21 protein-coding genes and 1 pseudogene are annotated in these 21,240 nt (G+C 62.5%); 11 read left to right on the top strand and 11 right to left on the bottom strand.

Annotated features, from left to right (window positions below):
• Positions 1-32: 32 nt before the first annotated feature.
• The 5 genes from ACUVWL_RS20020 to lanKC are packed head-to-tail and all read right to left on the bottom strand — an operon-like array spanning position 33 to position 7,730.
• Positions 33-728, bottom strand: a complete 696-nt coding sequence (locus tag ACUVWL_RS20020) for an ABC transporter ATP-binding protein (protein ID WP_032958346.1) — start codon at positions 726-728, stop codon at positions 33-35.
• Between the two features lie 53 nt (positions 729-781).
• The gene (locus ACUVWL_RS20015) at positions 782-1,996 is read right to left on the bottom strand and encodes an FtsX-like permease family protein (RefSeq protein ID WP_032958343.1); all 1,215 of its coding nucleotides are present in this window, start codon (positions 1,994-1,996) and stop codon (positions 782-784) included.
• 10 nt (positions 1,997-2,006) lie between these two features.
• On the bottom strand, positions 2,007-3,368 hold the full coding sequence (locus ACUVWL_RS20010) for an ABC transporter permease (RefSeq protein WP_425604375.1): 1,362 nt from the start codon (positions 3,366-3,368) through the stop codon (positions 2,007-2,009).
• A gap of 1 nt (position 3,369) precedes the next feature.
• A complete protein-coding gene (locus tag ACUVWL_RS20005; protein WP_014648531.1) occupies positions 3,370-5,013 on the bottom strand; it encodes an ABC transporter transmembrane domain-containing protein in 1,644 nt (547 codons plus the stop codon).
• Positions 5,010-7,730 carry a class III lanthionine synthetase LanKC gene (gene lanKC, locus ACUVWL_RS20000; protein WP_445978688.1) on the bottom strand — a complete coding sequence of 907 codons (2,721 nt, stop codon included), beginning with the start codon at positions 7,728-7,730 and terminating at the stop codon, positions 5,010-5,012. The genes ACUVWL_RS20005 and lanKC overlap by 4 nt, the downstream gene beginning before the upstream one ends.
• A 450-nt stretch (positions 7,731-8,180) precedes the next feature.
• On the opposite strand from lanKC, the gene ACUVWL_RS19995 reads away from it, so the two are divergent.
• Both ACUVWL_RS19995 and ACUVWL_RS19990 read left to right on the top strand, forming a co-directional pair.
• The gene (locus ACUVWL_RS19995) at positions 8,181-8,282 is read left to right on the top strand and encodes a class III lanthipeptide (protein WP_014038605.1); all 102 of its coding nucleotides are present in this window, start codon (positions 8,181-8,183) and stop codon (positions 8,280-8,282) included.
• A 313-nt stretch (positions 8,283-8,595) separates the two neighbouring features.
• The gene (locus ACUVWL_RS19990; protein ID WP_032958333.1) at positions 8,596-9,267 is read left to right on the top strand and encodes a response regulator transcription factor; all 672 of its coding nucleotides are present in this window, start codon (positions 8,596-8,598) and stop codon (positions 9,265-9,267) included.
• A 91-nt stretch (positions 9,268-9,358) separates the two neighbouring features.
• Here the strand turns inward: ACUVWL_RS19990 and ACUVWL_RS19985 are convergent, their stop codons facing one another.
• Both ACUVWL_RS19985 and ACUVWL_RS19980 read right to left on the bottom strand, forming a co-directional pair.
• The gene (locus ACUVWL_RS19985) at positions 9,359-9,811 is read right to left on the bottom strand and encodes a PA2169 family four-helix-bundle protein (RefSeq protein WP_014648535.1); all 453 of its coding nucleotides are present in this window, start codon (positions 9,809-9,811) and stop codon (positions 9,359-9,361) included.
• Positions 9,812-10,264: 453 nt separating this feature from the next.
• Positions 10,265-10,501 (bottom strand): EamA family transporter, encoded by a 237-nt coding sequence (locus ACUVWL_RS19980; protein WP_227864594.1) that lies wholly within the window; start codon positions 10,499-10,501, stop codon positions 10,265-10,267.
• Between the two features lie 122 nt (positions 10,502-10,623).
• On the opposite strand from ACUVWL_RS19980, the pseudogene ACUVWL_RS19975 reads away from it, so the two are divergent.
• Both ACUVWL_RS19975 and ACUVWL_RS19970 read left to right on the top strand, forming a co-directional pair.
• A pseudogene (locus ACUVWL_RS19975) lies at positions 10,624-10,893 on the top strand (helix-turn-helix domain-containing protein); the annotation flags it as partial.
• 86 nt (positions 10,894-10,979) lie between these two features.
• Positions 10,980-11,621, top strand: a complete 642-nt coding sequence (locus ACUVWL_RS19970; RefSeq protein ID WP_445978687.1) for a glutathione S-transferase family protein — start codon at positions 10,980-10,982, stop codon at positions 11,619-11,621.
• Positions 11,622-11,908: 287 nt separating this feature from the next.
• Here the strand turns inward: ACUVWL_RS19970 and ACUVWL_RS19965 are convergent, their stop codons facing one another.
• From ACUVWL_RS19965 to ACUVWL_RS19955, 3 genes are all read right to left on the bottom strand, one after another.
• Positions 11,909-12,532, bottom strand: a complete 624-nt coding sequence (locus tag ACUVWL_RS19965; protein ID WP_445978686.1) for a hypothetical protein — start codon at positions 12,530-12,532, stop codon at positions 11,909-11,911.
• A 164-nt stretch (positions 12,533-12,696) separates the two neighbouring features.
• Positions 12,697-13,104, bottom strand: a complete 408-nt coding sequence (locus tag ACUVWL_RS19960) for a hypothetical protein (RefSeq protein WP_014648538.1) — start codon at positions 13,102-13,104, stop codon at positions 12,697-12,699.
• A 49-nt stretch (positions 13,105-13,153) separates the two neighbouring features.
• Complete coding sequence (locus ACUVWL_RS19955) at positions 13,154-13,573, bottom strand: H-NS histone family protein (RefSeq protein WP_041863852.1); 420 nt, start codon at positions 13,571-13,573, stop codon at positions 13,154-13,156.
• A 117-nt stretch (positions 13,574-13,690) separates the two neighbouring features.
• On the opposite strand from ACUVWL_RS19955, the gene ACUVWL_RS19950 reads away from it, so the two are divergent.
• From ACUVWL_RS19950 to ACUVWL_RS19935, 4 genes are all read left to right on the top strand, one after another.
• Positions 13,691-14,083, top strand: a complete 393-nt coding sequence (locus ACUVWL_RS19950) for a DoxX family protein (RefSeq protein WP_445978685.1) — start codon at positions 13,691-13,693, stop codon at positions 14,081-14,083.
• A gap of 670 nt (positions 14,084-14,753) precedes the next feature.
• Positions 14,754-14,999, top strand: a complete 246-nt coding sequence (locus ACUVWL_RS19945; RefSeq protein ID WP_014648541.1) for a hypothetical protein — start codon at positions 14,754-14,756, stop codon at positions 14,997-14,999.
• A gap of 91 nt (positions 15,000-15,090) precedes the next feature.
• Positions 15,091-15,342 (top strand): hypothetical protein, encoded by a 252-nt coding sequence (locus ACUVWL_RS19940; RefSeq protein WP_164109741.1) that lies wholly within the window; start codon positions 15,091-15,093, stop codon positions 15,340-15,342.
• Between the two features lie 177 nt (positions 15,343-15,519).
• Positions 15,520-16,080 (top strand): fasciclin domain-containing protein, encoded by a 561-nt coding sequence (locus ACUVWL_RS19935; protein ID WP_032958323.1) that lies wholly within the window; start codon positions 15,520-15,522, stop codon positions 16,078-16,080.
• A gap of 140 nt (positions 16,081-16,220) precedes the next feature.
• On the opposite strand, the gene ACUVWL_RS19930 is transcribed toward ACUVWL_RS19935, so the two are convergent.
• Entirely contained in the window at positions 16,221-16,955 is a 735-nt protein-coding gene (locus ACUVWL_RS19930; protein ID WP_230374577.1) for an AAA family ATPase, read from the bottom strand.
• Positions 16,956-17,087: 132 nt separating this feature from the next.
• Between ACUVWL_RS19930 and ACUVWL_RS19925 the strand changes: the two genes are divergently transcribed.
• The 3 genes from ACUVWL_RS19925 to ACUVWL_RS19915 all read left to right on the top strand — a co-directional run bounded on the left by ACUVWL_RS19925 (position 17,088) and on the right by ACUVWL_RS19915 (position 21,171).
• Positions 17,088-17,411: a hypothetical protein gene (locus ACUVWL_RS19925; RefSeq protein WP_080354480.1), complete on the top strand. Its 324-nt coding sequence runs from the start codon at positions 17,088-17,090 to the stop codon at positions 17,409-17,411.
• A gap of 339 nt (positions 17,412-17,750) precedes the next feature.
• Positions 17,751-19,034, top strand: a complete 1,284-nt coding sequence (locus ACUVWL_RS19920) for an HlyD family efflux transporter periplasmic adaptor subunit (protein ID WP_080354603.1) — start codon at positions 17,751-17,753, stop codon at positions 19,032-19,034.
• Entirely contained in the window at positions 19,027-21,171 is a 2,145-nt protein-coding gene (locus tag ACUVWL_RS19915; protein WP_445978684.1) for a peptidase domain-containing ABC transporter, read from the top strand. The genes ACUVWL_RS19920 and ACUVWL_RS19915 overlap by 8 nt, the downstream gene beginning before the upstream one ends.
• The last annotated feature ends 69 nt before the right edge of the window (positions 21,172-21,240 follow it).

Here is a 21,240-nt window from a genome sequence, read left to right as displayed (position 1 = left end):
CCCCTTCTGCTTGCGGGTGACGCTCTTTCAGCTCAGGCGCACAGCGCCTGCATGGCCTGCGCTGTGACCTCGACGATCTGCCCATCCACGATGTGGACGCTGCGACCCGCGCACGCCGCCAGCTCCTTGTCATGCGTCACCATGATGATGGTCATGCCGCCCTGGTTGAGCTCACGCAGAATCTCCATGACCCCCTGCGACATCTGCGAGTCCAGGTTTCCGGTCGGCTCGTCAGCCAGCAGCAGGGCCGGCGTGCCCGCGATGGCGCGGGCGATCGCCACGCGCTGCTGCTGCCCGCCCGACAGTTCGCCGGGATAGTGCGACATGCGGCTGCCCAGTCCGACCTGGGCCAGTGCCGAGACCACACGCTGCCTGCATTCGGCTGCCGCCATGCCACGGTAGCGCAGGGGCACCTCCACATTGGCCTGGATGGTCAGATCCGGAATCAGGTTGAACGCCTGGAACACGAAGCCGATCTTCTCGTTGCGCAGCGCGCTGAGCGCCGCGTCGCGCATGCCGCCAACATCCACGCCACCGATCGCGTAGTGGCCGCCGGAAAAGCCCTCGAGCAGACCGAGGATGTTCAGCAGTGTGGACTTGCCGGAGCCGGAAGGGCCGGTAATCGAGAGGAAATCGCCCTCCTGCACCGACAGGTCGATGGAGCGCAATGCATGGGTCATGACTTCACCCACCTGGAACACTTTGCTGACGCCTTGCATCCTGAGCATGGGAATTCTCGCTTGCAGATGGAAGCAGCGACCGGCCAAGGCAGCTGCGGGACTCACAACGAACGGATGGCCGACACCGGCGCGATGGCCGCGGCACGCAGCGCCGGCAGCAGTACCGCCGCCTGGCCCAGCAGCAGCAGGATCACCGCACTCACCGGCAGGTACAGCAGTGGCAGGCGCGGCAGTTCGTAGAAGCGCATCAGGGTCAGGTTCATCGCGTAGGCCAGCAGAGCCCCGGCCGCGATGCCGATGGAGACAATCAGCAGGTTCTCGATCTGGAAATAGCGCATCACATCGGTGCGCGTGGCCCCCAGCGCGCGGCGGATGCCGATCTGCTTGCGACGTTGCTCCACCCAGTAACTGGCCAGTCCGACAATGCCCAGGGCAGTGGCAGCCAGCAGTGCGATGATGACACCGCCCAGCAGCCCCATCATGACCCGGTCACCTTCGAAATGCCGCTCGCGCAGTTCGGAGATCCGCCGGCTGCCCTCGACATCGAACACCACGTCCGGCGCGACACGGCGGATTGCCTGCTGCGCATCGCGCATTACGCGGTTCATGTCGCCGGCCTCGGCGCGCACCAGATAGCGGCCGGTCAGGCGCGGCCCCTGCGATGCGGGCACGATCACCGACCAGTCCGAGCCCTTGGCTTCACCGCGGCCGGGGCGGGATACGGCCATGTGCTCGACCACGCCGATCACCCGCAGCCGGGTGTCCATCGCCCACAGGCTCTTGCCCACGGCGTTTTCGCCGGGCCAGTAGCGTTGGGCCAGCTCCTGGGTGACCAGCGCCGGGGGATTGGCCGGCACCAGTTCATCGGTCGGTGCGAACTCGTCCGCACCGGGCATGCGCCCCCCCACCAGGTGCAACTGCAGCGCGTCCAGGGCCACGGCATCGGCCAGGTAGAAATCCAGAACACCGCCGGGCACCTGCTGGTCCTCGTCCAGGTTGACGCCGGCGCGTATGCCCGGGCTGCCGAACGGCATGGCACTGACCAGCCCGGCCGCCGTCACGCCGCTCAGCCCCCGCAATGCACCAACGACCCGCGCGTTGACATCGTTGGCGCGCTCGGCATCGATGCCGTCGAGCTGGATCACCCCCAGCCGTGACTCGTCCAGGCCACTGACCAGCTGCATTGCAGCGTTCCGCTCGATCATCAGGAAGATCGCGTTGCACAGCACGGCGCAGGCCAATGCGATCTCCATCGCGATGAGGAAGGTCGCCAGGCGGTGCCGGCGCAGGGCCGAAAGTACGATGCCGATCTGCATGGTGGTTCCTCTACAGAAGCTTCAGTTGGGCGATGGGCTGGACCGCACTGGCACGGATCGCGGGAATCAGGCTCGCCAGCAGGCTGGCCAGCACCGACAGCGCCAGGGTGAACAGCAGCATGGTGGTATCAAGCCGCGCCAGGTCCGCATAGGCCACCGGCTGGCTGCGCACCGCGCTCAGGCCGAGCCAGGTCAGCAACAGGCCCAGCGTGCCACCCAGTGCCCCTACCAGCGCGGCCTCGACCACGCACTGCAGGAAGATCGCCGCGCGGCTTGCGCCCAGTGCGCGACGCAAGCCGATCTCGCCGCTGTAGCGCAGGAACTTCGCCAGCAGCAGACCGACCACATTGGCAATGCAGATCCCGAGGAAGGCGAAGGCCAGGATGGCCTGCAGCTTCACGTCGCTGGGTACCACCTGGTTGAAGTCGAGCCACTGCATCAATGAGCGCAGCCGCGTGTTGTCGGCGTGGCTGATCCGGCCCAGGGCCTTCTGCTCAGCGGCATAGTTCTGCAGGAACCGCTGATAGGCGGCCACCTTGGCGGCGCTGTCCAGCTTGACCCACAGGTGTACCCAGACACACGGCGCGGTCTGCAGCCGGCCGCGCTCCTCCGGCGTGGACCAGCAGGTGAACGGCACGAAGTCGCCGTCATTGATCTCCAGGCTGGATGTCAGCGGCATGAACAGATCATCGGCCGAGGCGAAGAAGCCCGACGTGTTGCCGCCGCTGAAGCGGCCGCCCCGCACCTTGTAGAACAGCGGCGAGGGTCGCCAGGGCGCGAGCACGCCCACGATGCGCATCGCGGTGTCCTTGACCCGCAGTGTCTGCCCCACACTGTCGCCCCCACCGAACATCTGCTCGTTGAGCTCCGACGAGATCACCACCACACGTGCGCGCGCGTCATCCTCCTCGCGCGACCACCAGCGTCCATGCGCCAGCGGCACCGCGAACATCGTCGCGAAGTCGGTGGTGGTGGAGATCGATGAGCGGATGACCGGTGGCGCGCTGCCCTGATCGGGCCGCAGCTTGACCGGATTGGCAACCACCAGTGTCTGCTGGTCCGCGCGCCCGGACGACCACAGGTCGAAGGCCGAGCGATAGTCCAGCACGTCGTACGGCTCGCGGCCCTTCGAGTTCGGATTGGCATCCAGCTGGGGGTAGTAGAGGTCACCGCTGCGCCCGGGCAAGGGATCGCCGGACAGCAGGTAGACCACGGTCAAGGTGGTCATGCTGGCTCCAATTCCCACCGCGATGGCCAGCACCATCAGGGCGGTGATGGCCTTGCTCCGCAGTGTATTGTGCAGCGCCACCTGCGCGCAGTAGACCAGCCTGCGCATGCCCGCACCCTTTTCTGCACCCTGTATCGACTTCATGTCATGCCTCTCCCCGGACGTGCACGGGCGTGACCCGTGCCGGTTGCCACATGGACCTGCCAAGTTCGTGTACGTGATCGAATCGGGCGCGGTAGGCCTCGGCGCCGTGCATGATCATCACCAGCATGCGGCCATGGCTGCGTGCGAAGATCGCGTCCATCGCAATCTCGCGGCTGGCCGTATCGAGGTTGGCGACCGGCTCATCAAGAATGTAGAGGTCGGCGTCCTCGCCCAGCACCATCGCCAGGGCGATCTTCTGCTGCTGCCCTGCCGACAGGGTTTCCGGCAGGCTGTCGGCGATCCCGTCGCCGTCCATCCCCAGTCGCGCCAGCAGCACCGGATCGGCGCCGAGGTCGCGCACCTTCAGCGGAGGGAACTGCAGAGGAAGCGTGATGGCGCGGATACGCGCCGGTCGCAGCAGCTGGCCGGCGACGGGCTGGAAGTACCCGGCCAGGACGTTGGCCAGGGTCGTCTTGCCGCTGCCATTGTCGCCAATCACCAGTGCACGTTCACCGGGTGAAAGGGCCAGGGTGAAATCCGAAAACACGGGAGTGGCGCCGTACCCGTAGCCGATCGACGTCGCCAGCAGACCACCCTCGATGTGCGTGGCCGATGCCGCGGCTGCCGGCGCGGTCATGAACTCCGCCACCCGCACCACCACCACACCGTGGCTGTGCATCTCGGCAATGTTCTTGAAGATGCCGATGAGCGTCGTGGCTGAGCGCCAGAAGGCGTTCATGAAGGCGATGAACGAACCCAGTGTCATCTGTTGGCGGAACACGAACAGTGCGCCGACGAAGATCGAGCAGACATCCGAGATCACCATCGTCAGGTCGCTCGCACCCTGCAGGGTCCTCACCACCCTGAAGCGCTGGTAGGTCGAATCCAGCACCTCGCGCAGGCTGCGGTCATGGGCCTGCACCGTCCTGGGGCCCAGGCCGAACGTACAGACCATCTTGAAGGCAGACACGGCCCGGGTCAGCAAAGAAACCAGTTCGGCCTCGCGGTCACGCTCCACCACGGTCAGCTCGCGGATGCGTCGGCCAACCAGCACGCTGACCGTGGTGGCGATGGGAATGATGGCCATCAGCACCAGGAACGCACGCCAGGAGATGATCAGCAGGGCTGCGATCAAGGCGACGAATGTCACCGCCTGGGTCAGGGTGGTGCGTGCGACCGACAGCATCGGCACCACGCCATCCTTCACGTCCGAGCGGATCCGCGCCACATAGTAGCCAGCCCCCTTCTGCACCACCTCGTCATAACTGCGGCCATAGTAGGCGGTCAGCAACGAGGTCCCGATCCGCTCCACGATGCGGTTATCCACGCGCTGCTGCCACAGCGCGCAGCTGTAGTTGCCCAGGTTGGTCACCAGGCACAGCAGCAGATATGCACCGGTAAGCAGCAGGAAGCGATTGAAATCCTGCCGGCTGGCGGCCTCGTCGAAGATCGCGCGGATCAGCAGCGGATGCAGCAGCCCGCCCAGTCCGCCGAACATCGCGGTGGTGGCGGCCACCGCAAGGTAGCGCCCGCGGAGGGGGCCGAGCAGGATCGCGAAGCTGGCGAGGATGGCGCGCACACTGTGCCGCTGCGCGGTCTGCTCGCGCTGAAGTGGCTGTCCGGCCGGGTGCGGGCGCGCATTCATGCAACCGCCGCCTGCCCCACCCCGGCTCCGTCCACTTCCCGTACCACCGCGCCATGCACATCGAGTGCATCCAGGAAGAACTCATCCGGCGCCAGCGTGTCGTACCGATGCAGGGCGCGGATCACTCCGGCGATGCCGGTACCGTGGTCGAAGGAAATGCGGAACAGATTCTCGCCCGGCACCGCCGCCATTCCCTCCTCCTCCTCGAACAGATACAGATCGACGATGCCCTGGTACGGTCGCTCCGCCATCTGCAGGTACCTCGGGTCACCGGAGTAGAGATGGGCGTCGACAAACACATCCAGCATGCCCGACAGGCCATACAACAGACCGCAGAAGCCGGAATACTTGCGATGGAAGTCATCCACCAGCCGATTCACGTCCTGCCACAGGCCGTAACGGATCGCGACCTTGGCGATGCCCGCAGTCCCCTGCTCCAGATAGGGTTCATAGGTGTTGACCTCTTCCGGTGAGCTGGGGAAGGTGGTCACCCCGGTCTCCAGCTCGAAGCCGTAGGAGAGATCGTGTCGCAGTGCCTGCTCGCCAAGCACGCGCCATGCCGGATCACCACTGAGCTGCGACAGCCTCAGCAGGAACAGCGCCACGCCGGCCTGGCCGTAACCCATGCCGATGCGGACGCCACCTTCGTCCTGCCAGTAGGCACCCCGCTCTCCGTGGTGGACGGTGTCTGCAAGCCGCCGCGCCAGCGACAGCGCCCTGTCGAGATGCCCGGGCAGGCCGGTCGCGTGATGCATGGCCAGGTGCGCCATTCCGATACCCGCCATGCCGTGATAGAGCGAGTGATGCGCATGCAACAGGTCACTGCCGTCAGCGCTGTCGAGCAGGCTGCGGGCCAGTTCCACCTCGCCACGCAGCAGCGCCGACCAGGCGATGCCGGCAAGGCCGGTGAGGAACCCCGGCGGTAGCGATGTGCGATCCAGGGCCTGCAGCTCCTGCGCATAGCGCTCCATCACCGCCGGCGACGGCTGATGACCCACCCCATGGAAGGCGTGGATCACACCGGTCGCCCCCAGACCAAGGCTCATCGTGTTGGTGGAGTGCGAGAACGGATCAAGTGGGAACAGCGTCCGCTCCGGCTGCAGCCGGCTGTGTGCATCCATGAACGCGAGCAGCCGCCGGATACACTGGCGCGGCGTCGGCAACGGGCGCTGCGGCGACGAGAACGGCGCCTGCAGGGTCGCCGGCTGCTGCAGCAGCTGTGCGGCCTCTTCCAGGCCGATACGGTCGTCCACCAGCGCCTGGATGACCTCGGCCACTGGCGTGTGCTGCCAGCCGATATCCTCCATCATCACCGGCAGCACCTTCTGGAACAGGTCGGTACGGATGTAGGCCATGGCCATCAGCGGGAACAGGCAGTAGAACATCACCACCGCGGTCGCATAGCGGTCATCCCTGAAACAGCTGGCGCGCTTGCGACCCTTCATGATCCGGCGGAATCCGGGCGTGTGGATGTCATCCCACTCATCGCTGCCGTCCAGGAACGCGGCCTCCAGATCGATCAGGCGCACACGCATGTTGCTGCGGTCGACCATGATGTTGGACGGCGAGATGTCACCGATCACCACTCCCACCTTGTGTGCGCGGTCGACCGCGCGAAGCAGACCGGTGAAGATGGTCACGCACATCCCGTAGTAGTCACTACCATCGCGTGCACTGGGACGGGCCTTCATCAGCGGCGAGTGCTTGAGCATCAGCTCGCGAAGATCGAATGCATCCAGGCGCTCTTCCACCAGATAGCTGTTTTCCCAATCGGTGAATGCATCCAGGCAGCGCGGCGAGGCGCCCACCGGGCCCAGCAGTTCCAGATTGCGTCGTTCGCGTGCCAGCCGGCTGGTGGCGTCGAGCCCTTCCCCGTGCATTTCCACATGCGGCCGCGCCTCCTTGATGACCACTTCCTCCCCGGTGACCTGATCCAATGCCAGGTAGACCCCGCCCGTGTTGGAGAACCCAAGCGCGGCCTGCACCTGATAGCGGCCCTCCTTCAACGTCATCTCGCCGGGATCATCCTCGCTGGGGAACGGGTCGGTTTCCCAGGCAGGCACCTCGAAATAGGGATTGCGCAGGTCGGGAACATGGCTGCCGTCGGGCGCGACCAGCATCGGCACCTTCTGGCCGATGAAATCAAGCCGGTACACCTGGCGCATGCCGCCATAGCGGTAATACAGGCAGCGGCAGTCCTTGTAGCGTCGATCGGACAGGATGTACGAGCCATCTTCGTCCTTCAGCGCCCCATGCAGCTGCTCGATGAAGCGCGTGAAGACCGCAAGGTCCAGCGGATAGAGCGTGATGAACTTGCCCGAGCCACCGCGTGGCCAACGCTTGGAGCTCATCATGCGCATCGTGTTCATGTCATTGGCGAACTTGAACTTCACGCGCTCGGCCAGGGCCATCCGGGTGACGGTGCGCAGCAACCGCTGGCAGTTCTCCTGCGTGGCTGAAACGTGGATCTTCCAGCCTTGCGGCGGCAGGTTGCCGGCGACCGGGTCGCCATGCGTCGCCAGGTGCGACCAGACTCCGATGCGATGGATCGTCCACGCCCTGCCGGCCGCCTCGATCTCCGCTTCAACGATACTGCGGAAATCTTCGCTGGGCCGGTACTGGTTGTAGCTCAATTCGTAGAACCGCTCGTCGCCCCCCACATAGGCGGCCTTGTCCATGTGGCGTGCTTCACGCAGTGATCGTTGACGCGCTGACATCGTCTCTCCCTGGTCGGTTCCACGGCTCATTTGCCCGGTGCACACATCCGCGAACGCCTCGCACATGCGCGATGGATGCATTGCGGGCGCTCCAGCCTGCAGGCATCGCAAAATGCGGAATGCGGATTCCCTGCCTGCTTCATTCGTAAGCACGGCGTGAAATCCGCCGGCTATCGCTGCAATGCAGCCGCCCGGAATGTCCCTGCAGATCGATGATTGCCACCGTACCTTGCCGCTACATTGCGCAGGCGATTCTCATTCCACAATTGACTTGACTCATTCCAATCGGCAATGCCATTTTCCATCCGCCACGTATAGACCGGGGTTCTTCAGCAACTGCAACAGGGCTTTGAGATTGCGTGGTGCAATCGCGCAGTGAATCATTTCATTGCGTAACGCGTGGGAGGCACGCATGCCTCCCGATCCCATGTACGACTAAGGAGAGTTGATATGAATCGCGTCCTGAATCTGCAGCGCCTGATGATCGAAAACCAGCAGGAAAACCTGGGCAACAGCTGCAGCAGCTCCGACAGCAACTGCTGCAACGGCTAAGCCTCTCCGGCTTGCCTGAGGTGGTGGTGCGCGCCCACCACCTCGACATCTGCCACAGCGTGATGCACCGCCACGTGGCAGGTCTCCATACGACGTAGAGATCGCTTGGCAGGCAGCCGTCCGCTGCCCGCGCTGCGCGTCCTGCATCTGCCAATGCCAGGACAGGCATCCCGGGGGGGGGATGATCAGCCAGCTGCAGCACGTGCTGCAGCCGTGACCATTGCTCGGCCCCGCTGCGACCTCACCACCATGACGGACGCTACGCAGTGCGCCTGCACGCCCGCCGGATCCAGCAATCAGGAAAAGACGCAGCATGCGCATCCTCGTGGCCATGGACGACGCCGAACTTGCACAGGCGCTTCGCAACGTATTGCAGAGCCGCAACATGCTGGTGGACCTCGTGGCAACCTGGTCACTGGCCAAGGCCGCGGTACAGGCCGTGGAGTACCGCGCCCTCATTCTCGACCGCTGGCTGCCCGAAGGCGATTCACTGAAGCTGGTGCAGATCGTGCGCGGCTTGCGTACCTGGCTGCCCATTCTGCTGTTGGGGCGCCACAACCACGCTGCAGACTGCATCGCTTGCCTGGATGCCGGTGCCGATGACTACCTGCCCACGCCGTTCGAGTTCGACGAACTGGCCGCGCGGCTGCGCGCGATTACCCGGCGCCTCGACGCTGATGCCGGCCACATTCTGAGAATCGGCAATTTCACGTTCGATTTTTCCAACCGCATGGCATTGGTAGGCGGTGCGCCCCTGAGCCTGCCGCGCAGCCAGCTGCTGCTGCTGGAAGCCCTTTGCGCCCGCCAGGGCCGGATCGTCCGCCATGAAGTGCTGAGTGCTGCCGTGCACCTGGCCGGCGCCGACGGCGGTACCACCGTGTTGGATCCGCACGTATCACGCCTGCGCCGTGCCCTGCGCTCGGCCAGTGTCAGCATCGAGTCCAAGCGTGGGCTGGGCTACATGCTGAACGACGACGCGGCCTGATCAAAGGCCATCGGCGCGGGCCGCAAATGCAACAGCCGGGGCGGTAAACCGCCCCGGCTGCCAGTCCCGCTGATTGGGCCGACCGCTGCGGTCAGGCGGCCTTCATTGCGTGCTTTCGCGCACGCATGACGTTGTGGCACTCCTGCACTTCCGGAAGCAGCTGGGTCACTTCCTGGCGCACGGCCGGCGGCAGCTCGTTGTCCTGCAGCACATCCTTGAACGCGCCCAGCAGGCGGTCCTCGGATTCTTCAAGTTCAGCCACGTAGCCATAGTTGGTGTCACCGAAAGCGGCTCGAACCTTGCCGTAGAACTGCTGCATCGAACCGACCACGGTGCCATGTTCGGCCGGCTTGCCACCGCTGGCGGCCACTGAGCCGCTCAACGCCGCCACGATGCGGCCCTTGACGCCAGCGATGCGGGTGAACAGTGCCGACAGCTCGGCATCCTTGACCTTGGTGGCCGCTTCTTCATAGAACGACTTGCCATCGCGGGCGATTTCGATCAGGTCGTTGAGGCGATGTTCGATGGTGGACTGGGTGCTCATGGCGTCGCTCCTGTGTGCTCGAAAGTCAGTGGAGAATGGCAGTGCATCTGCATTGCCTTCGACCCCACTGTGTGCAATCGCGTGTGCCAACCAGGTGAGCACGAATTGATGCACGCATCACCATGCGAAACACCTGCTGACTTCGTCATTTCAAACATCGTCGGCTTTCACGGAATCTGAGCGCGTTGCACGCGTTACCACGGTGCGGTGACGATGATCAGAGTGACCAGCAGCGCGATTGCCAGGATCACCAGCAGCACGTGCCATTGCTTCCAGGTGGGTCTCGGCTTTCCAGGCGTATTCATCGATGGGCTCCTGCGCGGGCGGGGAATGGGGTTGCCAGACTGAAGCGCAACGGCATCGCACAACGTCGACGTGAGGTGCACGTTTCGTGCAGACCTTGCTGGAATATCGGGCCGCATCGGCCTTCCGCACCCGTGCCTGGCGGCATATTCAGCAAGTACCACACCCGACACCGCCAGCAGGCTGCCACCCAGCACCCCATCCGCTGAGTGACTCACCCAGCAGCATCACCGCCAGTGCGGCGGTCACGATCGGCACCAGGTTGAAGAATCCCGAAACGCGCGCCGCGCCCAAGCGCGAAAGACCGGTCATCCAGCTGAGGGGCGCAAGGATCGATGCACACACCGCAGCGAAACCGAAACAGCCCACCGCGGTCAGGTTGTTCACTCCGGCAGCTGCACCGGCAGCAGGATCAGCGACGCCGCCGTGGCCTGCAGGAACAGTGACTCCAGCACCGTCAGCGGAATCTTCCGGCGCTGCATCAGCACGATGCAGGCGGCAAATGCACGGCCGAATCCGTGGCCGAGATCGCGCAGCGGCCTCACATGAGCGTGCGCACGCTGGAGCGCATGGCGCGCAGTGAACTGGGCATGTCACTCGGCGGCCGGCGTGGGCGTGTGAAGTTCGTGCGCGCCACCGAGGCGCTGTGCACACGCAAGCCGATCAGCCGCATCGCCGGGGAGCTTGGCTATTCACGCGTCAGCGCGTTTGCCGAAATGTTCAAGCGGCACGCGCAGTGCACGCCCGATCAGTATCGGGAGCAGCATCGGGCCGGGTGAAGGCCCGCATCGAGGGCTGTCGATTTCCCGCCCCGTCGCTCGTCGGAACAGGAAAGGCAGGCCCATCGGCCTGCAGGAGCGCTCCAATGCCACCGATCCTCACCGCCTTCGCCACCTCCCCCGACCGCGGCCAGGGCCTGGCCCGTGACATGCGCGTGCGCTGGGCGCTGGAGGAACTGGCCGTGGCCTATGACGTACAACTGCTCAGCTTCGCCGAGCTGAAGCAGCCCGCGCACCTGGCACGGAATCCGTTCGGGCAGATTCCCACGTGGCAGGAGGGCGACCGGACCCTGTTCGAATCCGGCGCCATCGCCCTGCACCTGGCCGAACAGCACCCCGGCCTGCTGCCGCGCGATCCGGACGCCCGCATGCGCGCGATCATGTGGGTGTTCGCTGCGCTGAACACGGTGGAGCCCCCCATCGTCGAGCGCTCCATGGCCTGGGTGCTTGAGCGCGAGCAACCCTGGTACGCGCAACGGCTGCCAATGCTCGATGAGCGGGTCCGGACGCGGCTGGCCCAACTATCGACGTGGTTGGCCAGGACAACGTGGCTGGACGGCGAATTCAGCGTGGGCGACCTGATGATGGTCTCGGTGCTGCTGCGCCTGAAGAGCAGCGGCCTGCTCGACCAGTACCCACAGGTCGCCACCTATGTGGCCCGGGCCATGCAGCGGCCCGCCTACCAGCGTGCGTTTGCTGCGCAGCTGGCGGTTTTCCAGGACGCCTAGCGCTGCGCCTCCTCCCAGGCAACAAGGGGCCAGCAGTCACGCAGGCCCCATGCGTTACTTCAATCGACGCGATCTCCAGTTCAGGTAACCCCGCCAGCCAAAGGGAGCACTAAAAAGCGCAACCGCACCGCACGCCAGCAGGCCGTTGAACATCCAAGGGGTCAGCTCCGGGGAACCTGCCGACATGGATGGAAACACGAACCCGCATAGCAGTGCTCCCACAAAGGAAGTACCGAATATGACCGTGGAACCCAGGCCTGGTGAAACTCGCATCGATCTATTCCTCATCAGTTCCGGTTGCAGGTCACCTTGACCTCGGTCAGCCTGATCGTGCTGGTGCAGGTGACAGACTGATTGCCCGCCCCCGTCACCGGGACACCGATGTTGTTGAGCGCATTGACGAAGCTTCCCATATCGGTGGCATTCCCATTCGGGAATTCGAAGCGATGCGTAACGCCGCCTCGCCCCTCGCTCAACTGTGTAACGCTAAGCGGAATGGAGTTACCGAACCTGTCCTTGTAAAGGAGGGCGTTGGGCTCCCAGCGACGGTTGATCATGCTGTAGTTGTAGGAAGCGGTAGACCCGTCAGCATAGCGGATCTTCTGCGGCGCCCAGACATCGATGCCAAGCGAGTACGCGCCGGAAGCCAGGTAGATGTAAGTCTCGAAACGCTGCCCCAGATGCTGGCTGACCGCATCCCTTCTCTGCGGATTCTGGATGTCATCGTACACATGGGTCGGGTAGCCGGGCTCAGACAGGCTGATCACCGATTGAGCGACTATGCGCTTGAACTGAAGATAGTTGATCGCCGGTTGCTCGACCGGGAGCTCGTCGATGATGACGAAGGGTTCGCAATCCATCGCGCCGGGTTCCATTTTGTCGCAACGGATGCCGCCTTCACGATCACGCATGACGCTGAACTTTCGTGCCATGTTGCCCGATGGATTCAGTATGTAGAGGATCCTGTGCGACGGCATACTTCATGAGCATCGCGCGCCACACGCGATGTCACTACCGCTTTGAAGGATTGAGAGCGCTTGCCATACCCGGCACTTCTCCCTCAGCGACGACACTGTCAGTGCAACCTGCGCCGGCAGGCGGCCTGCACCAGCATCAGCTGCGCCACCAGGACCAGCATCGCGCAGCCCGACAGCAGCCACGGATCGATGTACCACTGTTCGTTGAAACTGAAGTCGCCGGCGGAAATGCGCTTCCAACCGTTGAAGTGCTGCATCGCCGCCACCACGAACGCGAAGGCGCCCGCGCTGTACGACAGCCAGGGCACCACGATGCCGCCCGGGCGCGCGAACAGCGTCAGCAGGCCCAGCACGCCGATGACCGTGCGCTGCACGCGGCAATATGGGCAGACATAGGCCATCCCGCTCCATTCCACCGCCCAGGCCAGCAGGCTGACCAGCACGGCCGCGGCCGCGGCGGTATACAGCATCGTGGGCGTGATCGTCCTGCCTGCATCGTGTGCCATCCCGTGCTCCTTCGTTCAAAGACCCCGGCAGGGTAGCAGCGTGGCAGGTTCAATCCTTCTTGAAGACCGTGCGCTTGCCGATCGGGCTGCCCTTGCGCGCCGTCGGTCGCGCCAACCCGGGAATCAGGAAGTCGGTGACCTTGTGGCCCTTCTGGATCCTGGAAGCGAGCCAACGCGGCATGCGCCCGCGGCCGGACCAGGTCAGCCGCTTGTATTCCGGGTCTCGGTATTTGGCGGCCACTTTGCCGGTTCTGCGCCGTGCCGGTTTCCGGCTGGGTGCGCCCGCTTCGATGGCTTCATCGCCAAAGAGTTCTTCGAGGGTATATCCCGCTTCCGCCGCGGCGGCTTTCAGCATACGCCGCACCGCGCTGGCAGGACGGCGGTTGGAAATCAGCTGCTTCCGCTGTTCAGCGGCAACCACCAAGGCGCCCAGCTCCCGCAGGCTGAGCGATTCAATATCGATCGTCATGCTGGAAAGGTCTACTGCCGCGCGGCGCCTGTCAAGGCGGCTTGCCCCCGCGTAGACACGGGCTTCACTGCGGGTGGGCTCCGATCGCCTTCGTCGGCCATCCCCGAGGACATCCCTGTGAGCACCTCATCGCATTCGCTTGCCTACCTGCTTGCGCGCATCCTGCTGATGGCGCTGTTCCTGGTCTCCGGGCTGGGCAAGCTCGGCGATCTCAGCGGCACCCAGGCCTATATGGAAGCCATGGGCGTGCCCGGCATCCTGCTGTGGCCAACGGTCACCTTCGAGATCGGCAGTGGTCTGTGCATCCTGCTCGGCTTCCAGACCCGGCTGGTGTCGATCGTGCTGGTGGGCTTCAGCCTGGTCACCGCTTTCATCTTCCACCACAACTTCGCCGACCAGACCCAGCAGATCATGTTCCTGAAGAATCTGGGGCTGGCCGGTGGGTTCCTGCTGCTGGCCTGCACCGGGGCCGGGCGCTACAGCATCGACGGGCGCAGTCGGCGCGGGTAAGCCTCGATTCGGAGTGTGCACGCGCTGGCGGCGAAGTTCGGCCTCTGGCGCCAGCGTGTGGATCACCTTGCCCTGTGCATGCAGGTACTCGATGGCACCGTAACCCTCGGCCGTGTGGGCCCGGCCAGGTTGAAGGCGCGCTTGTACTGCAGGCCATCGATGATCGGCGCCGGCGTCTTGACCTGGGTGATTCGCCAGCGTCGGACGCGAATGCCCGAACGCATTGCGATGCAGCCAGAACGAAGAACGCACAAGCACTGCGCATCATGCGATCTCCTGTCGGGATCGGAATCAACATCCGCACGCCCAGCATGCCTGTGGTCGACGACCCCGCGCGGTGACACCGGCATGCTGGCGATGGATCGACACCATCCCGTCAACCACGGCCCCCCGACGTCGGCCTTCCCCCTGTGCACGCCGCCGGATACGGAAATGATCCCGGCATGCGGGCGGGGACATGCCGACAATGCTCTGGAACACCTTGCGGAAGGCGCTCACGTCGTCGTATCCAACTCTCACTCGCGCGGCGTTGGATTACCTGTCCCGCTGCGAGTCCGCACCTTCACTCGAATTCTTAACTCTTCAGAATTCGACCAAGCCACCTTTGTCCCAGATGGCCCACAAAACAGCATGATGGCGCCCTACGGATTCAGGGATTTCGTTCATCTTCATGCGTGACATCGGACAGTTCTACGTAATCAGCGTCGAGGGAGTGACGCGGGCAGACGGCACCCTGCTGCAGGTCACCCGAATCGATTGCTCCTGCATCAAGTGTTCCTGGCAGTTCAGGGCCATTCCCAACCATGGCCTTGTCGATCTCGACGGTGCGGCTGCCCTCAGTTGCCCAACCTGCGGCAATCACCAGTCAGTCAGCCGCGCACGGCTTGAAGAGCTCAATCGACGCAGCGACGAATAGCCTGCACTTCAACCATCCATCAACACAGCACCGACACGACCGATACCCGGTGGGCCCTATCGTTCGTCAACAAGCACCCCCCGGCATTCCCATGAGTCATACCGGCATTTTTCAGATCACCGATCTCACCTACAGGGCTGGGGAGCAGGGCGACCTGGCCCGCGCACTGCAGATCGTCGCCACCTGCACCGCCTGCGGATCGACGAGCGTGTGGGACGAGCATGAGATGGAACACGTTGCCGGTGGAACCGTGCTCTCATGCCGTGGCTGTGGTGTCCGCCAGGCCATCAGCAACGCGCGCCTTTCTGGCTGCCCATCCGACATCCGTCATCCGCGCCGCTGAGCGGCGCGCAGTTCGTGCTGCGTAGCCGCCGGCAGGGGCAGTCGTTCACTCGGCTTTTACAACGCTGCGACGTTTCAGGCGACAACGCGCACTGATGCATCTGCCTGCATCCAAGGGCCGCGCCAGCGCGTATGTAGGATGCCCGCGCCTTGCGGGCATCCCATAGAGGAACGCGCCGTGAAAGCCCTTCAGCGGATAGCCGCCACAGTCAGCTTCGCCGTACTGGTCTCAGCCACTTCAATGAGCTTCGCCGCCAGTACCGTGATGGTCGGCGGAGCAGAGATGTATCCCACCAGGACCATCGTCCAGAACGCCATCAACTCCAAGGACCACACGACCCTGGTCGCTGCGGTCAAGGCAGCGGGCCTGGTCGATACCCTCAACGGCGCCGGCCCCTTCACCGTTTTCGCGCCCACCAATGCAGCCTTCAGCAAGCTGCCCGCAGGTACGGTCGATACGCTGGTGAAACCTGAAAACAAGGCACAACTGACCAAGATCCTGACCTACCACGTGGTGCCAGGCAATTACAGTTCAGCGCAGCTGATGGCCGATGCCAGGAAGCACGGCGGCAAGGCCACGCTGAAGACCGTTGAAGGTGAATCCCTCACCGTCGCACTGCATGACGGCAAGCTGTGGGTCATCGATGCCAAGGGCGGCAAGGCGGGGATCAGCATTGCCGACGTCGGCCAGTCCAATGGCGTGATCCACGTGATCGACACCGTGTTGATGCCGAAGTAGTTGCACGCAGCAGGACGTCCACATGAGCGGCAGTCGCGTAGCGGCTGCCGCTGTCGCCTTCCTTGAACCAGAATCGCGGCTGCAGGGCAGATGACACGCCATCGCATCGCTCCTGAAGCACCCGGCAGCCTTGATATCCCTCATCCACCAGAAGCAGACCCTGGATTCCAGGTGATTACCTGGACGTCGTAGATCTCGCACTCGGTTTGGTCCATGGGCTCCCAATGGTCGCTCGCCAACTCAAAGAAGGCATCCGGCACATCCATGGAAAACGTTGGGCCTTTCTCGCGATTGCGCTGGCGGACGCGATCACGACGAACGTCACGTGGGGCATCCAGGAGATACACGGCCAGATCGTAGCCCGCCTCCCTGACCTGCGCGTAGAAGCTCTCGCGGCTGGCTCTCTCCACCAGACCCAGCTCGAGTACAACGTCGCGACCCGTATCGAGCACTTCGCAGGCTGTGATCCATATCTGCGCCATGCAACGCGCCTTCCTTGCGGCATACCATTCCATCAGGTTGGCGGCGGGACGGTCCGGGCTGTACAGCCGTACGAACCACGCGTCCAGAATGAATCCTGCAGCCGTGTGCAGACTTCGCAGCTCGGCAACAAACGTGGATTTGCCCGCACCGACGGGCCCTTCGACCAGGTGAATCGTTGCCATCGTGGTTGAGCCATCCTTCATTGCATTCAGAGACAGACCGGCCATCAGAGACCAATCGCTGTTTCGGAGGTGATAGCAGAGGTGAGGGGTATGACCATGGACATCCGTGACACTGACGATCAGGCTCACCTGGACCGCTGGCAACCCCGCGCTCCTGCCCCACGTGAATTCTGCCCGCGGCACAAAAATGAGCACCTGGGCGGAACCCAAGTGCCATTCCTGCGGTGGGCCCACCAGCACTCACACTACCCACATTTCGCGGGATTCGTGCATGACGGAGCGTCCATCCCGAGAATCCTACATGTCGCCACTCCCAAGACACGCTGGTAGGGCCGGGCCGCCATCATTCACGATTGCCTGCACTGGTCTCAGTTATGCCCCCGAAAACAGGCCGACAATTTGATGCTGATTGCGATGAAAGAGAGCAATGTCTCCACGATTGATCATGTCGCAATCCACATGGCAGTAAGGAAGGGAGCCCCTGACATGTCATGCCGATTGCAGCACTGGTCAGGACGGGCCGATACATCCCCCCACCTACATCACTCCCCCGAACCTCACTTCGGTTTTCGTAGCGGCTGGATTCAGGCGGCCAAGTCAACTGGTGATGCAGGGGATCCAAGCGCACCCCCACCATTGTGTCGCCTTTCGCCTGCTTGGCGCTGACCTGCGTACACCGCAACGCCGAGGGTGACTATGTGAGATCAAAGCATTGCCACCATCTTCGATGCACCCCGCTCCACGCTCCACGCCGAAGGGGTTGACGCCATGCAAATACTTCCATAAAGAAATTGCATACAAGGATGGTGGCGGAGAAATTCGATGGGGGCATTTCCTGTTTTCGCGTGCGCTGCGATCAAGGACCAGCGGGGCTGGTCTAGGCCCGACGCCAATGGCGACAGATGCCCGGCTGGGGGGGCATAGCCACTGGAACCGATTGCGGACATCGCCTCATTTCGAGGCTGAGCGACATCGCGACTGTGCATCAATGGCGCGAGGTATGCCGTGGCAGATAACCTCTTTCGCAGAGAGGCTTCACCTGAAGATCAGCATAGTGGCCTCGGCGAGACCCTGCTTGCCGGACCACCTTCTCGCTGGCTATGGCTTTGCCTGATCCTTCTGCTAACGACTGCTATGGGCCTGTTCCTGGTCCTAGGCCAATACACCCGCCGAGAAACGGTGACGGGTCAACTGGTGCCCGCTAGCGGACTGATCAATATCACCGCTCTTAGCCCGGGAACAGTCGCGCGACTACATGTTGAAGATGGCCAATCCATACAGGCAGACGAAGTCCTGATGGAGATCTCAAGCGATCAGGACACGGTTCGACTTGGTGCAACCCGAGCATCAATTGATGAGCAGCTTGCGGAAAAGGAGGGGCGCTACAGGGCCGATCTCGTTTCCCAGGATTCTGTCGCCCGGCATCAGCGAGAGGCGCTGGTTGCTCGCGAATCGCTCATACGACGACAGCTGGACCAAGTCGGCGAACAGGTTGCATTGCAGGCTGAGGAAGTTGAAGGCTCGCAGGCGCTCTTGGAGCGGATCGAGCCTTTGGGAAAGGGTGGATACATTTCGGCATTTGAGATTCAGCGGCAGCAAGCGGTGGTACGTGCCGCACGCTCCCGGAAGGCAGAACTGCAGCGGCAGGGGCTCGAACTCCAGCAACAGCTTGCTGCCGCCCAGGAGTCCTTGGCGAAACTTCCGCTAGAGGACGCAACTCGCCGAAACGAAATCGTGCGAGAGCTTGCCGACGTAGCTCAATCGCAGGCCCAAAACGATCTACAACGCGGCACACTGTTTAGAGCGAGACAAGGAGGTGTCGTCGCAGCTCTACTTGTTAAGACCGGTCAAATGGTGAGTGCCGGTCAGCCCATGATAACGATACTGCCTGGCGACGCGAAGCTGCAGGCGCAGCTCCTTATTCCTAGTCGTGCAATTGGATTCATCGCTCCAGGCAATCGCGTCATCCTCCGCTATGAGGCATTTCCGTACCAGAAATTTGGTCAGCAGTACGGAAGGGTATCCATCGTCTCCCGAAGCGCACTGACGCCAGCGGAACATTCCGCTTTGACTGGCCGACTACCGCCAGCGGATCAAGGACCACTCTATCGAGTAGATGTAGAGCTGGACCGGCAGTACGTTTCCGCATATGGGATCAAGGAGTCGATCCGGCCTGGGATGGCGCTACAAGCAGATGTGCTTATAGAGCGGAGACGCCTTATCGAATGGTTGTTTGAGCCGCTTTTTGGCATCCAGAGACGTGTGTTCGAGGAAAACTCCAATGGCTGATGGCTCCGCATCGGCAGAGCGGAGGCGCCCCGATCGACATTCGCGAGCGGACGTCCGGGCCGAACTCCGTTTTGGGTGGCGTCGCGATACGCCATTGATTCTGCAGGCAGAGACCGCTGAATGTGGACTGGCCTGTCTAGCCATGGTCGCGGGGCATCACGGTCATCATGTGGATATGCTGGGAATGCGGGCGAAATTCGGATCGTCCCAGAAGGGCGTCACGCTGAGGCAGATGATGCATTTGGCGACGGCACTCGGCATGGAGGGGCGCCCGCTGAAGCTCGATCTTGGCAACCTATCAAGATTGAAGCTGCCCTGTATCCTGCATTGGGGCATGAATCATTTCGTCGTGCTGTGCAAGATTGGCCCTCGATCGGCTGTAATTCACGATCCGGCACGAGGTGTCCGAAAGCTCGATCTTCTGGAGGTGTCAAGCCAGTTCACCGGTGTCGCTTTGGAGCTCATACCAGGCGCCGACTTCCGTCCAGCGCACAGATCCCCATCTATTTCACTTCGGCGACTGGCAGGTACCATCCAGGGACTCGTGCCGGCTTGCCTCCAAGTTCTGGGGCTTGCACTGGCGCTAGAGGCATTCATTCTCATTGGACCATTCTATCTCCAGTGGACGATGGATCAGGTCATCGTATCCGCTGATAGAGATCTTCTTTCGCTGCTGGCGATTGGTTTCGCAATTGTTGCGGTCTTCCAGGTTGTCATCACGGCACTACGCGCCTGGCTACTCAGCTGGATCAGTGCAACAACATCTGCGCAATGGATGAGCAACATGGTTGGGCATCTCCTCCGGCTGCCCTTGGCTTGGTTTGAGAAGCGGCAGGTGGGTGACATCGTCTCGCGACTTGGCTCAGTCCAGATCATCCAAAGTACGCTGACAGTCCAGTTCATCGGCTCACTGTTGGACGGGCTGATGTCACTTGTCGTTCTTTTGATAATGACCTTCTACAGCCCTGGATTGGCGGCGCTGGTAGCGGGCCTATTTCTACTTTACACGATGCTTCGATGGGTGTTCTTTGCTCCGTTGTGGAGGGCAAACGAAGATCAGATTGTTCATGCGGCACGCCAGCAGGGCGAAATCCTAGAAAGCATCCGAGGAATTCTTCCGATCAAGCTGGCCAATCAGCAGAATGCGCGACGCGCACGCTATGCCAATGCTTCGGTTCAGGTAATAAACCGCGGAATCCGAATTCAGCAACTGAATATTTCTTTCGGAATTATCAACGGCCTTATCTTTGGCTTGGGCAGAGTCGCACTGATCTGGATAGCTGCTTCTCTGGTCATGGATGAGAAGTTCTCTGTTGGCATGATGGTTGCATTTGTCGCCTTCGCAGACATGTTTATTCATAGATCTACTTCTTTGGCGGATAAGTGGGTGGATTTCAGGATGCTCAGATTGCACGCGGAACGGTTGTCCGATATCGCCCTCAGCGAACAGGAGAGCGCCGACGGAGTCGACTCGTGCCACGTGCCGGACGATTCGAGTGTCGAATTCAAGAATGTCAGTTTCCGCTACTCCGACGGAGAGCCCTGGGTGTTGAGAAACTGTAGTTTTAAAGTGGAATCGGGTCGTTCAATCGCCATCACTGGAGTGTCAGGGAGCGGCAAGACGACACTCGCCAAGATCATGCTCGGCCTACTGAAGCCTAGCGAAGGAGAGGTGATCTTTGGAGGACAGAAAATTGATGATATGGGTCACGGACGATTCAGAGGCCTGGTCGGTGCAGTCATGCAGGAAGATCAGCTGTTCGCCGGAACGATCGGGGACAACATCAGTTTTGGTGATCAGGACTCAACCGATGAGCGCATCAGGGAGGCGGCGACGCTCGCTGCAGTGAGCGACGATATCGAGGCGATGCCAATGGGCTACAGAACTCTGGTAGGCGACATGGGTTCCAGCCTGTCTGGAGGGCAGAAGCAGCGAGTGATCCTCGCTCGAGCGCTATATCGCCGCCCCCGTCTGCTGGTCCTGGATGAGGCAACCAGCCATCTGGACCTCGAGTGTGAGCGGCGCGTCAATGCGGCCGTGAAGATGTCGAGCATGACCCGGGTGGTGATCGCCCATCGGCTGGAGACAATACAAAGTGCAGACGAACGGTTCGAGATAAAGCACCGGGAGTGCTGAGCAATGCTGAGTCTGAGGATTCAAGGAAGTGGCTGTGGACGGGGTGATATGCGCGTAACTGTCGGCAAA

The sequence above is a fragment of the Stenotrophomonas muris genome (assembly GCF_052751275.1).
This window is presented reverse-complemented; position numbering and strand designations above follow the sequence as displayed.

What these genes read in the sequence shown, in the direction of transcription:
- lanKC (WP_445978688.1), bottom strand. Translation starts at nt 7,730, where the DNA reads ATGTCAGCGCGTCAACGATCACTGCGTGAAGCACGCCACATGGACAAG.
- ACUVWL_RS19940 (WP_164109741.1), top strand. Translation starts at nt 15,091, where the DNA reads ATGAGTCATACCGGCATTTTTCAGATCACCGATCTCACCTACAGGGCT.
- ACUVWL_RS19965 (WP_445978686.1), bottom strand. Translation starts at nt 12,532, where the DNA reads ATGCGTGATCGTGAAGGCGGCATCCGTTGCGACAAAATGGAACCCGGC.
- ACUVWL_RS20010 (WP_425604375.1), bottom strand. Translation starts at nt 3,368, where the DNA reads ATGAAGTCGATACAGGGTGCAGAAAAGGGTGCGGGCATGCGCAGGCTG.
- ACUVWL_RS19985 (WP_014648535.1), bottom strand. Translation starts at nt 9,811, where the DNA reads ATGAGCACCCAGTCCACCATCGAACATCGCCTCAACGACCTGATCGAA.
- ACUVWL_RS19960 (WP_014648538.1), bottom strand. Translation starts at nt 13,104, where the DNA reads ATGGCACACGATGCAGGCAGGACGATCACGCCCACGATGCTGTATACC.
- ACUVWL_RS19955 (WP_041863852.1), bottom strand. Translation starts at nt 13,573, where the DNA reads ATGACGATCGATATTGAATCGCTCAGCCTGCGGGAGCTGGGCGCCTTG.
- ACUVWL_RS19995 (WP_014038605.1), top strand. Translation starts at nt 8,181, where the DNA reads ATGAATCGCGTCCTGAATCTGCAGCGCCTGATGATCGAAAACCAGCAG.
- ACUVWL_RS20020 (WP_032958346.1), bottom strand. Translation starts at nt 728, where the DNA reads ATGCTCAGGATGCAAGGCGTCAGCAAAGTGTTCCAGGTGGGTGAAGTC.
- ACUVWL_RS19990 (WP_032958333.1), top strand. Translation starts at nt 8,596, where the DNA reads ATGCGCATCCTCGTGGCCATGGACGACGCCGAACTTGCACAGGCGCTT.
- ACUVWL_RS20005 (WP_014648531.1), bottom strand. Translation starts at nt 5,013, where the DNA reads ATGAATGCGCGCCCGCACCCGGCCGGACAGCCACTTCAGCGCGAGCAG.
- ACUVWL_RS20015 (WP_032958343.1), bottom strand. Translation starts at nt 1,996, where the DNA reads ATGCAGATCGGCATCGTACTTTCGGCCCTGCGCCGGCACCGCCTGGCG.
- ACUVWL_RS19945 (WP_014648541.1), top strand. Translation starts at nt 14,754, where the DNA reads ATGCGTGACATCGGACAGTTCTACGTAATCAGCGTCGAGGGAGTGACG.
- ACUVWL_RS19915 (WP_445978684.1), top strand. Translation starts at nt 19,027, where the DNA reads ATGGCTGATGGCTCCGCATCGGCAGAGCGGAGGCGCCCCGATCGACAT.
- ACUVWL_RS19970 (WP_445978687.1), top strand. Translation starts at nt 10,980, where the DNA reads ATGCCACCGATCCTCACCGCCTTCGCCACCTCCCCCGACCGCGGCCAG.